A 13785-nucleotide genomic window follows, 5' to 3' on the forward strand; every position below is an offset into this window, starting at 1 on the left:
ACCCAAGCAATTTGGGTCTCGATAGAGACCAGATTGCGGTGTTGTGAAGACGAAACGAACCGAAAGTTCGGACTTGTTCGTAAGGCACACACAAACTATCGCATGCCCATTTGCTGGAACGTGACCGTATGGCACGCGCCGGCTACCGAATTTCTTGACGACCATAGAGCGTTGGAACCACCTGATCCCATCCCGAACTCAGAAGTGAAACGATGCATCGCCGATGGTAGTGTGGGGTTTCCCCATGTGAGAGTAGGTCATCGTCAAGATTAAATTCCGAAACCCCTATCTGCTGATGCAGGTAGGGGTTTTGTTTTTTATGCGCTCGAATGCTGGTAAAAGGATGCCCCTGCAAGGTCATCCTTTTTTATTCCCACACCTGTTAAGCCTCAGGTACCGGGCAGCTCAAATCCCCTTCCTTGCATTTGAGATAGGTTTTGAAGGTTTCGACTCGCGCCTTGGTCAGGGCGGTGATGCAATTGCCGTAGATCAGTGGATAGACGCTACCACCTTCGACTCCCGACGCGGAAAAGTTGCATTCGGCATCGCGAAAGCCGATCCACGCTCGTTGTGCCTTGACCAACAGTTGCTTGGCCTCGGGGTTGTCTTTCAAACGTGCTGTGATTTGCTTGTACAGGCTGTTCAGCTCGTCGTCGGCGGCTTTCTTCGCCTGGGCCGCGCATTGGTTCATCTCACCCTGGGTGGTGGCATTGGCGCAATCGTCAGCTTGGGCGATGCTGACAAAAAGCAGCGGTGCCAGGGTCAGCAGCAAGCGTGGAGGCATGTTGATCTCTCCTTGAGGGGTTAAAAAATGCAGAGGAGTGTACATCGGGTCAGGCCGCTTTAACGTCACCGCACTGCCAAACCGCTCGACAGATACAACTTTCTGGTGGGCCGTGTGGTCTTACAGACCTACTGTTGAACACAGGAGGTGACCTATGCATTCATCCGATCGCATTGAAAGAAAGATCCTGCTCAAGGCGCCGCGCTCTCAGGTTTGGCGGGCCTTGGCCAATGCCGAAATCTTTGGCCAATGGTTTGGAGTAGCGCTGGAAGGCAAACGCTTTGTGGCGGGTGAACGCACCCAGGGAAGGATTACTTATCCCGGTTACGAGCACCTCACCTGGGACGTGGCGGTTGAACGGGTAGAGCCCGAGAGAGTCTTCTCGTTTCGCTGGCACCCCTACGCGGTCGAGCCTGAGGTGGATTACTCCCAGGAACCCGAAACCCGGGTGCAATTCGAACTGGAGGACATGAACGGTGGCACCTTGCTCAAGGTGATAGAGTCGGGATTCGACGGTATTCCTGAAGCTCGCCGACTCAAGGCTTTTCGCATGGACAGCCGTGGTTGGGACGAACAGATGGCCAAAATCGAGGAATTTCTGACCAAATCCTGATTCCAGCGACTTAACCGCAGGTCATACCTGAGACCACTAGGGGGTTGCGGAAGTGCGCTATGGCAAATGTCTTACACAAGATGGTAGCTATGTCGTCTGTTTCACTTTGGATCCGACGCGTAATCTGCACCCATCCACTGAAGCACAGGGAGTGCTCAGGATCAGGGACGATCGACCTTGCCAGGATGGCTATCGACAGGGAGTCGTAATGGTCTTGGAAAAAACCCGCTTAGGCGGGTTTTTTTTCGCCTATTAAAAGCCCAGGTGAGGCTGTATAGCGAAACGCTTACAGATCGACGCTACTTTCTCGTCTTTTGCCACACCTGAGATGGGCCTAATCTGTGTCCATCCACTGAGTACAGGGAGTGCTTGGGGTCATGGATGATGGGACCAGGCATGGAATGCCAGACAGGGAGTCAAATTGGTCCTCAAAAAACCCGCTTCGGCGGGTTTTTTTTCGGCTTTGAATAAGTGTCACGATCAGGCGCTGTTGGGCTGCAACGTCAGTGCACGCAGGCGGGCGATGTCCTTGCTCGGAGAGGCGCCAAATAGACGGCTGTATTCGCGACTGAACTGCGAAGGGCTTTCATATCCCATCTTGTAGCCGATTGACGAAACGTCGCTGTTCTCCGAAAGCAGCAGCCGTCGGGCTTCCTGCAGGCGTAGCTGTTTCTGGTATTGCAATGGGCTCATGGCAGTCACGGCCTTGAAGCGGTGATGCAACGCCGAAGGGCTGAGATTGATCATCTGGGCGAGGCTATCGATGCTCAACGGCTCGGCGTAATGGTTGTTAAGCCACTCGATGGCGCGGCTGATGCGATGGGCCTGGGTGTCCGGGATGGCAATTTCATGCAAGCGTTGGCCCTGGGCACCACGTAACAGCCGGTAGAAAATCTCCTGCTGGGCCAGTGGCGCGAGGGTGGCGATATCGTCCGGAGTTTCCAGTAAGCGCAGCAGGCGCAACATAGCGTCGAGCAGTGGCACGTCGATGCGGTCCAGGAACAACCCACGTCCACTCCGTTGCGCCGGCACACCGATGGGGCAGGCGTCGGCGATCAGGCGGCAGACCTGTGCCGGGTCAATGTCCAGGCGAATGCACATGTAAGGTCGCTCGGGGCTGGCTTCGATCACTTGGCCGGCCAACGGCAGCGTCACGGAGACCACCAGATAGTTGAGCGGATCGTAGACGTAGCATTCATCTGCCAGACGTACTTCCTTGCGCCCCTCGATGATCACGCACAGGCCAGGCTTATGCACCAGGTGCAGGGCTTCGGTGGGCTCGTCGCTGCGAATGAGGTTCAACGCGCCGATGGCGGTAGGGAACACTCCATTTTCCGGCGCAAAACGTTTCATCAGGTCCGCCAGTTCGGCCCGGCGCTGGTTGAGGCCGTCGTCTGGCGCAATTTGTATGGATGTGGATACCGACATGCCGATCAAATCTCCCTGGCCAAATGAATGGATCGCGCTAGTAAAGCCGATTGCGAGGCTGGCGACCAGCGTCGCTTTTATCGCTACAGGATCGTGCAAGCGGGCAAGAGGATCCGGCTAACCCCAGCCTCGGTCGCTTCCCTAATCTGGATCTGTCGAAACGCTCCCACCGGGGGGCCAACACATCCAGACGAGGAAACCATCATGTCCGATATCCAAAACAAAGTAGTGGTCATCACGGGTGCCAGCAGCGGGATTGGTGAAGCCGCGGCACGCCTGCTGGCTGCCCGTGGGGCCCGTGTGGTGCTCGGCGCACGGCGTGTCGATCGCTTGCAAGCGTTGGTCCAGGAACTCGAAGCCAGTGGACAGCAGGCTATCTGCAAAGCCGTGGACGTGACCCGTCGTGACGATGTCCAGAGCCTGGTCGACTTCGCCGTCGAACATTTCGGCCGGATCGACGTGATCATCAACAACGCCGGCGTCATGCCGCTTTCCAAGCTCGAGGCGCTGAAAGTCGAGGAATGGGATCGTATGATAGATGTCAACATCCGTGGCGTGCTCCACGGCATCGCGGCCGGCCTGCCGTTGATGCAGCGCCAGCGCAGCGGCCAGTTCATCAACATCGCGTCCATCGGCGCCTACACCGTCAGCCCGACCGCCGCCGTGTACTGCGCCACTAAATTTGCTGTGCGGGCCATTTCCGAAGGTCTGCGTCAGGAGGTCGGCGGTGATGTGCGGGTGACGGTCATTTCCCCTGGCGTGACCGAGTCGGAACTGGCCGAGAGTATTTCCGATGAAGGTGGCCGTGCCGAGATGCGTGAATTCCGCAGGATCTCGATTCCCGCGGAGGCGATTGCCCGGGCGATTGCCTACGCCATCGAGCAACCGGCGGATGTCGATGTCAGTGAACTGATCGTACGGCCCACCGCCAGCCCGTTCTAAAACGGACTGAGTCAACGTCAGAACGGCCTCTGTGACATACGGGGAAAATTTCCGTAGGCACAGAGGCCGATCCGATAGGAAGCGACTGCTACGCCAACGCCAACCGCTCCGCAGCCCGTTGGGTAATCTGCGAGCGTACCCGGAACGACTCCGCCGAACGCCGGCGGGCTTCTTCCAGTACATGGAGCGGCGTGGTATCCGGGCTCCCCGACTCGAACGGCGGGGCAGGGGCATATTCGAGCTGCAGCTGGACCAACTCGGCCATGTCCCGGTCGAACAGCTCGGCCGCCAGGGTCAAGGCAAAATCGATCCCTGCCGTGATGCCGCCACCGGTGATCAGGTTGCCGTCGCGTACTACACGCTCCTGGACGGGTGTCGCCCCAAGGGTGTGCAGCAGGCTGTGATAGGCCCAGTGGGTGGTAGCGCGTTTATCCCGCAGCAGTCCCGCGGCGCCGAGTACCAGAGAACCGGTGCACACCGAGGTGACGTATTGGGCGTGAGCCGCCTGGCTCTGGATGAACGCCAGGGTCTGCGCATCCTCCATCAGCGCCCCGACGCCCGTGCCGCCAGGGACGCAGATCACGTCGAGCTTCGGACAATCGTCGAAGGTGATGGTGGGAAGCAGAACCAGACCGGTACTGGCGGTGACCGGGGCCAGGTCTTTCCAGATCAGATGCACCTTCACGTCCGGCAACGAGGCCAGTACGTCATAAGGGCCGGTCAGGTCCAGCTGTTGGACCTGCGGAAACAACAGCAAGCCGATCTGTAATGTCATGGTGCGTTCTCCTTGTGATGATGCCCGAGAGCTGGACGACTCAACTTTAGGGCCGTAGGCTCTGGCGTACTCGCCAATAAACCCACGAATTACGCCAATATGCCCAATCCGCCGAAAACCGTTCATGTGCTGGCCTTCGCCAACGTGCAAGTGCTCGATGTCACCGGGCCTTTGCAGGTGTTCGCATCGGCCAATGACCTGGCCCGCCAGAAAGGCTTGCCGTTGCCGTATGCGCCGACGGTGATCGCGGCCGGTGGCGGGGCAGTAGTGTCTTCGGCGGGCTTGGCGTTGCTGGCCCAGCCGCTGCCGAGCGAAGGTAGCGATACCTTGTTGATCGCCGGTGGCTGGGGGGTGTACGAGGCCGCGAAGGATCCGGCGCTGGTGGCCTGGGTCAAGGCGCAAGGTTCGCGTTCGCGGCGGGTAGCCTCGGTGTGTACCGGGGCGTTCCTGCTGGCCGCCAGTGGCTGGTTGGACGGAAGGCGAGTGGCCACCCACTGGACCCGTTGTGAACAACTGGCCGCACAGCATCCGCAACTGCGGGTCGAACCCAATCCGATCTTCATCAACGACGGTCCGGTCTGGACATCGGCCGGGGTCACCGCCGGCATCGACCTGGCCCTGGCACTGGTGGAAGACGACTTGGGTCGCGCCGCGGCCCTGGAGGTTGCCCGGCAGTTGGTGGTGTTTCTCAAGCGTCCTGGTGGGCAGTCGCAATTCAGCGTGACGCTATCGCTACAGAACCAGGGAAGTCGGTTTGACGAATTGCATGTCTGGATCGCCGAGAACCTCACCCGAGACCTGGGCCTGCCCCACCTGGCCGCCCAGGCGGGCATGAGCGAACGCAGCTTTGTGCGGCACTACCGCGCCGAAACCGGCCAGACACCGGCGCGGGCGGTGGAGTTGATCCGTGTGGAAACTGCCCGCCGGTTGCTGGCCGACACCGTTGTGCCGATCAAGCGGGTGGCGGTGCATTGTGGTTTTGGCAGCGAGGAAACCCTGCGCCGCAGTTTTCTGCGGGCCATGGGCGTCACACCCCAGGCCTATCGCGAGCGATTCGCGGTCAGCCCTCAAGCAGATCCAGCAGGGCCCTGAGCGTCGCTTCAGGCGCCTCCTGGGGAACGTTGTGTCCAACGCCGGCCAGCACCCGGCGCTCATAGAAACCGGTGAAATGGCCGGCGTCTTCGTCATGTTCGGATGGAGGCCCGACGCCGTCGTCGGCGCCACACAGGGAAATACTCGGCACACCGATGGCCGGTTGCGCCGCCAGTTGTTCCTCCAACCATTCCAGGGTCGGGTCCCCTGGTGCGTACATGAAGCGATGCCGATAGGAGTGGATCACCACGTCGACGAAGTCCGGATTGTCGAAGGACGGAGCGCTCAGCGGGTACAGTTCGGCGCCGTGTTTCCAGGTCGGTGACCACAAGCGCCAGAGCAATTCACACAACTCGCGTCGATTCTGCGTCAGGCCTTCAACGCCGCGGGCGGTGTGGAAATAGTACTGGTACCACAGGCGATGTTCGGTGGCCGGGTCCAACGGCTGGGTCGATTGGGGAATGTTCTGCAGATTGTAGCCATCCCCGGTGACCAGGCAGCGTACGCGCTCTGGCCACAATGCCGCCACAATGCAGGCTGCCCGACCGCCCCAGTCATAGCCGCACAGCGCCGCTTGGGGGATATGCAGGACGTGCATCAGATCCAGCAGGTCCTGGGCCAGCGCCGCTTGCTGACCGGAGCGGATGATGGCCGGGTTATTGAACCGGGTCGGGCCATAGCCACGCAGGTAGGGCACGATGACCCGGTAGCCGCGCTCGGCGAGGGCCGGGGCGACTTCATCGAAGGCCCTGGGGTCGTAAGGGAAGCCATGCAGCAGAATGACCGGCTCGCCCGAGATGGGGCCGTGCTCTTCATAGGCGATGCGCAACAGCGGCGTCACCGCGAAATTGACCTTGGAATCCAGGTTCATACCGGCCTCCGACTGCACCCGGTTACGCTCACGCGGGTTCCTGATTCACGTATTTGGCCCGGTCCGGCGTGAAGGTCACGATCATCTTCGTGCGGGTGCAGGTCAGCGTGCGTTCCTGGGACAGGTCGATGTCCAGGTCTTCACCGCGCAGCCCCTGCCACTGGGCGAGGTATTTGAGGCAACCGAATTTTTCGTTTTTCTTCAGGCTGCGGTTGACGCCGCCTTTCCAGCCCAATACGGGCAACTCCCCAGCCAGGCAGCGTTGTGCCAGTTCCGGAAATTTCAGCGCCCGGTCGCGGCCGATTTCCCAGCACTTGATCAAGCCCTTGTCCTGGCCTTCCCAGAGCGCTTCCCGGGTCAGGCCCGTGCGGGGCGGGGTGTCGATGGTTCGTTTCACGTGGGTCATGCCTAATCCTTGAATCGGGTTTTATCGGGCAGCTCCGCTGCACCCGTAGCGCATCGATCTTAGGAGGGGTTGGGCGGACTGGCAACCTGCGAGGCGATGGCGCGATAAATGGCTGGAGTCGGTGATGTTTTTCTTGTGGCGAGGGGATTTATCCCCGCTGGGCCGCAACGCGGCCCCTTGTAAACACCCCTATTCGTTCGACCTGACGTTCTCGGTTGCGTGCTTTTAGGACTGCTGCGCAGCCCAGCGGGGATAAATCCCCTCGCCACAATGGTGTGGTGTTCCTACAAGAAAATAGGCGAGCCGGAAATTTCCGACGAGTTCTGGCGGTTGTCGGGTCGGAAGCGGTGGGGATAGGCTTTGCCGGTCGCTGCAAAATCAGCGACCGGGCTTGGTCGTCCGGGTTTAGAATGGCGCACGGTGCCGCGAGAGCGGCTGTCTGCTTTATGGCTGGCTGTGCGTGGGAGGGCTTCGGGCCCTGCCGGGTTTCCATTCCCTGGTCGACCAACCTGCGTACAGTTCGCCACCTTCTGCTTGGTCGCGGAAATGGCGAGCTCCACTTTTGAATGGAGCTTCATCATGGTCAAGATCACCCCCAACCCCCCGAAAGCCGAAAACCTCGGCGCCTACACCACCCTCGATTCAAAAAAACTCCGCGAAGCCGCCGACCGGGCGCTGAAGGTTCACTTGTCACCGGCACCTGTGGACAAACCCGATACCCAAAACGGCCAGGTCTTCGCGGTGGTGCCGGGCCTCAACACCGAATCGGTGCTGGTCAGCCTCAGCGAAACCCTGGCCTCGGCCAATGCGCTGGTCTGTGACCTGGCGTTCGAGCTGGAGGGCTCCCGGCGGCATGTGGCGCTGGGGATTCAGCAGTTGATCGAGTTGGGGACGCTGCTGGCGAATCGTGCGCTGGATGATGTCGAAGTGGCAGGGCGCTGAGTTTTGTAGTGCAGTTGATGGCGCTATCGCGGGCAAGCCTTGCTCCCACAGGTCTGGCGGCATCCTGTGAGAACAGCCTTGCTCCCCAGGTTCGGCGGCATTCTGTGAGAACAGCCTTGCTCTCAGAGGCGCAGCTGTGGGAGCAAGGCTTGCCCGCGATGGAGGCATGACTGACACTCCTCACGGCTGCCAGTGATTTTTCTCCCCGCTCAGCTTGCGATCCAGGAAGCTGGCGGCGCTGATCAGTGCCAGGTGGCTCAAGGCCTGGGGCGTGTTGCCCAGGTGATAGCCGTGGCTGTCGAATTCTTCGGCGTACAGCCCCAGCGGGTTGGCATAACGCAGCAGTTGTTCGAATTCCAGCTGGGCTTTTTCCACGCGGCCGGCCCGGGCCAGGCATTCGACGTACCAGAACGAGCATGCGACAAACGAGCCCTCGCTGCCGCTGAGGCCGTCGATCGGATGGTCGTCGTTGCGGTAGCGATACACCATGCCGTCGCGCACCAAGTGTTTTTCAATGGCGTCCAGGGTGGACAGCCAACGCGGATCGCGGGCGCTGACGAAGCGCACCAGCGGCATCAGCAGCATCGAACCGTCAAGGGCAGTGCTGCCCAGGCACTGGACGAAATGCTGGCGTTCGTCGTTCCAGAAATGCGTCCAGATGTCGTTGTAGATCGCCTGGCGAGTCTCGTCCCAGCGGGTGAACGGCGCGGGCAGGGAGCGTTTGACGGCGAGGCGGATGGCGCGGTCGACGGCCACCCAGCACATGAGCCGCGAATGCAGGAAATGTTGCTTGGCCCCGCGCATTTCCCAGATGCCCACGTCTTTTTCCTGCCAGATGGCGCAGACCTGGTCGATCACGTCGACGGTGTGCTTCCAGCCTTCATGGGAAATCGCCTCGCCGTACTTATTGACCAGGTACACGGCGTCCATCAGCTCGCCGAAGATGTCCAGTTGCACCTGTTCGTACGCCAGGTTGCCGATGCGCACCGGCTGCGCATCGCCGAAACCCTTCAGGTTCGGCAACTCGGTTTCCGGCAGTTCCAGCCGGCCATCCAGGCCGTAGAGGATATTGAGGCGGGTGGGTTGTTCGCGACAATCGCTGACCCGACCCCGCAACCAACGCATGTAGGCGTTGGCTTCTTCGACGAAGCCCAGGCGCATGAAGGCATAGACGGTGAATGAGGCGTCGCGGATCCAGGTGTAGCGGTAATCCCAGTTGCGTTCGCCACCACGGCTTTCCGGCAGGCCGAAGGTGGCAGCGGCGAGAATGGCGCCGTGTTTGCGCGAGGTCAGCAGTTTCAACGCCAGGGCGGAGCGGTTGACCATTTCCCGCCAACGCCCGCGGTAGTTGGATTGGCCGATCCAGCCGCGCCAGAACGCCAGGGTCCGTTCCAGGCACAGGGCGCTGGCGTCGTCCGTAAGTCTCGGATCATCGATGCCGCCCAGCAAGAATTCAGCGCTCTGGCCTTGCTGCAGGGTGAAACCGGCCACCGCCGCGTTGCCTTCCAGGGTCATGTTCTGGTCCGAACATAAACGCAGGCTGGGTTGTCCCGGTGCTTCGAAGCAGATGTCGGCGTCCTCCTGGCGAGCGGTGGTGGCGGCCCGGGCGTAGTCATGGCGTACCGCGCATCGCATGCGAAACGTCGCCTGACCGACCGCCATGTGCACTTTGCGTATCAACACCGGCCGATCATCTTCGCTGTCGCCGATGGGCAGCAGGTCGGTGATTTCCACCACCACGCCATCGCTCAGCCAGCGGGTTTGCAGGACGTTGGTGTCGGGCAGGTAGATCTGCTGGCGACGGGCGTCCGGCAAGTCGGGAGCGAGCTGGAAAATGCCCGCTTCGGGCGTGTCCAGCAGTGAGCAGAAAATCGACGGGCTGTCGAATTCCGGCCAGCAGAAAAAATCGACGCTGCCCTGGTCGTTGACCAGCGCGGCGGAGCGCATGTCGCCGATGATGCCGTGGTTCTCGATGGGGCTCTGGGGTTCGTCATACTCAGCCATTGCCACGAAACCCCGGATAAAGGCTCATCCCGCCATCGATGAACAGCGTCGTGCCCACCACATAGTCGGACAGGTCCGACGCCAGCCAGACCACCGCGTTGGCGACATCTTCCACATCCCCCACGCGACCATAAGGGATCAACTCCAGCAGCTTTCGCCCCTGTTCGCCTTCGGTGGCTTCTCGATTGATGGCCGTGCGGATGGCTCCGGGAGCGATGCTGTTGATGCGGATGCGCTGGTGGCTGATTTCCTGGGCCAGGGTCTGCATCAGTTGGTCGATACCGCCCTTGGACGCCGCGTAATTGACGTGGCCGGCCCAGGGGATGCGTTGGTGCACTGAACTCATATGGATAATTTTGCCGGCGGCCCGGGATACACCTTGGCGGATACCCTGGCGGTTGAAAATCCGCAGGGCGGCGCGGGCGCAGAGGAACTGGCCGGTGAGGTTGACGCCGATCACCGTGTTCCAGTCGTCCAGGGTCATGTCGACGGCGGCGGCATCTTTTTGCAGGCCGGAGTTGGCCACCAGAATGTCCAGCGTGCCAAAGGCGTCCAGCGTCTCGGCGAACAGTCGCTCGACGTCCTGCTCCTTCGACACATCGGCGCCAATGGCAATGGCGCGGCCGCCGTTGTCGTTGATTTCACGGGCAAGGTCTTCGGCCGGACCGGCGCTGGAATGGTAATTGAGCACCACGGTGGCACCGGCCGCCGCCAATGCCCTGGCCGAGCCGGCGCCGATGCCGGAACTGGCGCCGGTGACAAGGGCGACTTGTCGGGCGAGAGATATCTGCATGGTTCAGCACCTTGAATGGAGGGCCTTACCTGCTGACTGGTGCGAGACGTTTGGAGTTCATTTGCAGAACGCAAAAGCAGTGTGTCTCGCCTCCCGTTACCAACCCCGCCCTGAATTCACCCAGAAATTCACCGACAGCGATGTGGACACCGACTCCACCTGGTGGAACCAGCCTTCGGGCAGGAACAGCAGGTCCCCGGCCTCCAGTGTGATGCGCATGAACGTCACGTTCCGGGCATCGGGAAAGCGCTGATAATCCGGCGCGTCCGGGTTGAAGTCGCAGCCGTCCAGCCCGCCTTGGGGCGCCGTTGACCAGGTGCCCAGGGCCTCGCGATGATGGGGGGCGGCAAGGATGAAGCTTTTGCGGCCCCAGACCTGGGCGAACAGGTTATCGGTGTCGTCGCGGTGCAGCGGCGTGAGGGTGCCCTTGGGACCGATCCAGATGCGCGGCGGGATGAACAGCGACGGGTCGAAGTAGGGCGGGTATTTGATCTGTTCCATCAGTTGCGCCGGCAGAATGTTGTTCCCCATGTAGGCTGGCGGTTCGCCGTCGGCGTCCTTGGGGGCCGGGTTGTCGAGGGAAGCGATGAAGTCGGCCATGGACGTGGAGCGAAAGTCCCGTTCGGTTGAGAAGGTCTTTTTCACGTAGTCGCCGTGGCGGGTGATGCCTTGCAGTTGGGCAAAATGTACCAGGGACTCTTCGCGGCTGAGCTTGAACAGCGGCCAGTCCTGAAGCGCATCGCTGATGATCAGCGGAATGCCATGGGGCAGGTAGCGCGACTGGAACTCCTGAACCGACAACTCGCTGCGCGGGCGGCGCTCCACGCTGCGCTGGGTAGGCAGGCTGGCGGTGAGTCTTTCGCTGAAGCGCGGTGGGGTGGGGTAGCGTTTGTTCATGTCGACCTTTTCCGCCGCGCCAGCGCCGCGACGGGCATGCTCGATGATCTGCGGCAGCAGGGTCGCCAGCCCCATATTGCCGCCAATCTTCAAGCGACCGCTGGCGAACAACTCCTCGACGTTCGCCATACCGGCCATGATCCCGAGAAAATCCTGCTCCGCCACCTCGATGGTCACGTCGGGGCTGGTGTGCCGGCCGGCCTCGGTACGACTGCTGGCCTTGACCTCGGACCAGTACGCCTGTTGAGGCCCGAACACGAATTGGAAAACGCCTTCGATACCAACGGCGCCGGCATTGGCGAATAGTTTGCCCAGGATGGTGTGCAGGTCCACGGCGGTCACTCTTGCTGTTTTTGGTCTTAGCAGATGACGAGAACCCGGCTCAACAATTTAGTCTCGGCTAGCTACGATAAATACCCGTGGAAACGGCAACAGCACCGAACCATCGTCCAGCGTCGGGTACGCCTGTTCGATCGCCTTGAGGTACTGCTCCAGATATTGCTCACGCTGCGCCTCATCCAACGGGTCGAGGAACGGTCGCAAGCCACTGCCCTTGAACCACTCCACCACGCCCACCGCGCCATCAGCCAACGGATGGTGGTAGGTGGTGCGCCATACGTCGACGCGGGCGCAGTGGGGCTTGAGGATCGAGTAGTACGTACTGGCGTCTTCCACTTCCGTACGCGAGTCCGCCGCACGGGCCAATTGGCTGGCCCAGGGGCCGCTGGCGGCGATGTCCCGCATCAGGCGATGGGAGGGTTGGTGGAGGGTGTCGGGCATCTGGATCGCCAGGCTGCCGCCCGACGCCAGCTTGTTCACCAGTGACGGCAGCAACGTGGCGTGATCGGGCAGCCATTGCAGCACGGCGTTGGCAAAGATCACGTCGAACGGGCCGGCTTCGTCCCATTGGCCGATGTCGGCGGTGTCGAACGCAACGGCGGGCAAGCGTCGGCGGGCAGCCTCGACCATGTCAGCGGAGCTGTCCAGGCCGCGCACCGTGGCGTCGGGGAAATGCTGCACCAACAGTTCGGTTGAATTGCCGGGGCCGCAGCCCAGGTCGATCACCGAGCGCGCCTGCGTCGCAGGGATGGCAGCGAGCAGGTCCCGGGCCGGGCGGGTGCGTTCCTGTTCAAACGTGACATATTGTTTGGCGGACCAGCTCATGACGGGCTCCTTCAGAGTGGGCAGGACGAGGTGCCGCCAGTATAGGAGCAGTCGATATAAGATGGCGCGTCGACGGCGCATGTGACTAATTCAATGTATTGCCATTTCGTTATCTTTCATACACCACCGTTCGGAGAAAACTGCTGTGACCCCACTGACCCTGCTGTGCCTGCCTTATTCCGGCGCCAGCGCGATGGTTTACAACCGCTGGCGGCGCAAGTTGCCCGAATGGCTGCGCGTGCAACCGGTCGAGCTACCGGGACGCGGGGCGCGTTTCGCCGAGCCGTTGCACACCGACATGGGCCCGCTGGCGCTGCAATTGGCGCGGGAGCTGCGCCCGACGCTCCAGGCTCCCTATGCCCTGTTCGGTCACAGCCTGGGCGCATTGCTGGCGTGCGAGATCGCCCATGCCTTGCGCGAGCTAGGCTGCCCTGAGCCGGTGGCGCTGTTTGCCTCGGGCACCGCTGCGCCGACGATGCGGGCCGATTACGACCGTGGCTTTGCCGAACCGAAGACCGATGCCGAACTGATCGACCAGTTGCGTACCCTCAACGGCACGAGCGAGGAGGTGCTGGCGAACGAAGAACTGATGGCGCTGACCTTGCCAGTCCTGCGGGCGGACTTTCTCATGTGCGGTCGTTTCCAGCCCAGGGTGCGGCCACCGCTCAACTGCCCGGTACATGTGTTGGGCGGCACCGCCGACAAAGCCACCACTGAACAGTTGATCGGCTGGAGCCGGGAAACCTCGGGCAGTTTCTCCGTGGATATGCTGGCCGGCGGACACTTCTTCATCCATGAGCATGAGGTCAGGGTGCTGCGTCTGATCAAGGAGCAACTGAGCGTGCATCATCGGCGCCATGGCTTGGCGATCAGCGCGTGATTTGATGCCCAGGCATACAAGCCTGTGTGGGAGCGAGCCTGCTCCCACATGGAGTATCTGCATCGTTTTCAAAATCCTCGTTCCACCCCTCTTCTGACACTCATTCTCAAACGCTAATTTTTCCGGTCTGCATTCGTTTTAAAGGGACGACTTGCCTTTGTGCCTTGTGCCCACTGATCCCGGATACCTAGAAA

General features: G+C 61.2%; 14 protein-coding genes and 1 rRNA gene. 6 read left to right on the forward strand and 9 right to left on the reverse strand.

Translation table 11 applies throughout. The features are described 5' to 3' along the window. The first annotated feature begins 153 nt into the window (after positions 1-153). Positions 154-269 (forward strand): 5S ribosomal RNA (gene rrf, locus AD666_RS03110). A 113-nt stretch (positions 270-382) separates the two neighbouring features. Here rrf and AD666_RS03115 read toward each other — a convergent pair. Beyond that, complete coding sequence (locus AD666_RS03115) at positions 383-784, reverse strand: lysozyme inhibitor LprI family protein (protein WP_053147457.1); 402 nt, start codon at positions 782-784, stop codon at positions 383-385. 154 nt (positions 785-938) lie between these two features. On the opposite strand from AD666_RS03115, the gene AD666_RS03120 reads away from it, so the two are divergent. Next, on the forward strand, positions 939-1397 hold the full coding sequence (locus AD666_RS03120; protein ID WP_053147458.1) for an SRPBCC family protein: 459 nt from the start codon (positions 939-941) through the stop codon (positions 1395-1397). Positions 1398-1877: 480 nt separating this feature from the next. On the opposite strand, the gene AD666_RS03125 is transcribed toward AD666_RS03120, so the two are convergent. Further along, entirely contained in the window at positions 1878-2825 is a 948-nt protein-coding gene (locus AD666_RS03125) for an AraC family transcriptional regulator (RefSeq protein WP_053147460.1), read from the reverse strand. Positions 2826-3029: 204 nt separating this feature from the next. Here AD666_RS03125 and AD666_RS03130 point away from each other — a divergent pair, with 204 nt between their 5' ends. Next, complete coding sequence (locus tag AD666_RS03130; RefSeq protein ID WP_053147462.1) at positions 3030-3767, forward strand: SDR family oxidoreductase; 738 nt, start codon at positions 3030-3032, stop codon at positions 3765-3767. Positions 3768-3855: 88 nt separating this feature from the next. Here the strand turns inward: AD666_RS03130 and inhA are convergent, their stop codons facing one another. Then, on the reverse strand, positions 3856-4542 hold the full coding sequence (gene inhA / locus AD666_RS03135; protein WP_053147464.1) for an isonitrile hydratase: 687 nt from the start codon (positions 4540-4542) through the stop codon (positions 3856-3858). A gap of 99 nt (positions 4543-4641) precedes the next feature. Here inhA and AD666_RS03140 point away from each other — a divergent pair, with 99 nt between their 5' ends. Beyond that, positions 4642-5634, forward strand: coding sequence for a GlxA family transcriptional regulator (locus tag AD666_RS03140; RefSeq protein WP_053147466.1), 993 nt, complete (start codon positions 4642-4644; stop codon positions 5632-5634). Here AD666_RS03140 and AD666_RS03145 read toward each other — a convergent pair. Further along, on the reverse strand, positions 5603-6505 hold the full coding sequence (locus tag AD666_RS03145; protein ID WP_053147468.1) for an alpha/beta fold hydrolase: 903 nt from the start codon (positions 6503-6505) through the stop codon (positions 5603-5605). The genes AD666_RS03140 and AD666_RS03145 overlap by 32 nt on opposite strands. A gap of 28 nt (positions 6506-6533) precedes the next feature. Next, positions 6534-6911 (reverse strand): hypothetical protein, encoded by a 378-nt coding sequence (locus tag AD666_RS03150; RefSeq protein ID WP_053147470.1) that lies wholly within the window; start codon positions 6909-6911, stop codon positions 6534-6536. A gap of 579 nt (positions 6912-7490) precedes the next feature. On the opposite strand from AD666_RS03150, the gene AD666_RS03155 reads away from it, so the two are divergent. After that, the gene (locus tag AD666_RS03155) at positions 7491-7853 is read left to right on the forward strand and encodes a DUF6124 family protein (protein WP_053147472.1); all 363 of its coding nucleotides are present in this window, start codon (positions 7491-7493) and stop codon (positions 7851-7853) included. A 180-nt stretch (positions 7854-8033) separates the two neighbouring features. On the opposite strand, the gene AD666_RS03160 is transcribed toward AD666_RS03155, so the two are convergent. From AD666_RS03160 to tam, 4 genes are all read right to left on the reverse strand, one after another. Continuing rightward, the gene (locus AD666_RS03160; RefSeq protein WP_053147474.1) at positions 8034-9857 is read right to left on the reverse strand and encodes a glycoside hydrolase family 15 protein; all 1824 of its coding nucleotides are present in this window, start codon (positions 9855-9857) and stop codon (positions 8034-8036) included. Further along, on the reverse strand, positions 9850-10650 hold the full coding sequence (locus AD666_RS03165) for an SDR family oxidoreductase (RefSeq protein ID WP_053147477.1): 801 nt from the start codon (positions 10648-10650) through the stop codon (positions 9850-9852). Before AD666_RS03165 ends, AD666_RS03160 begins: the two co-directional genes overlap by 8 nt. A 96-nt stretch (positions 10651-10746) precedes the next feature. Beyond that, complete coding sequence (locus AD666_RS03170; protein ID WP_053147480.1) at positions 10747-11880, reverse strand: cupin-like domain-containing protein; 1134 nt, start codon at positions 11878-11880, stop codon at positions 10747-10749. Between the two features lie 57 nt (positions 11881-11937). Further along, the gene (tam, locus tag AD666_RS03175) at positions 11938-12711 is read right to left on the reverse strand and encodes a trans-aconitate 2-methyltransferase (RefSeq protein WP_053147482.1); all 774 of its coding nucleotides are present in this window, start codon (positions 12709-12711) and stop codon (positions 11938-11940) included. Positions 12712-12856: 145 nt separating this feature from the next. Between tam and AD666_RS03180 the strand changes: the two genes are divergently transcribed. Next, a complete protein-coding gene (locus AD666_RS03180; protein WP_053147484.1) occupies positions 12857-13591 on the forward strand; it encodes a thioesterase II family protein in 735 nt (244 codons plus the stop codon). Positions 13592-13785: the final 194 nt, after the last annotated feature.

It is taken from the genome of Pseudomonas sp. Pf153, from assembly GCF_001269775.1.
In the GTDB taxonomy this organism is placed as follows: domain Bacteria; phylum Pseudomonadota; class Gammaproteobacteria; order Pseudomonadales; family Pseudomonadaceae; genus Aquipseudomonas; species Aquipseudomonas uvaldensis.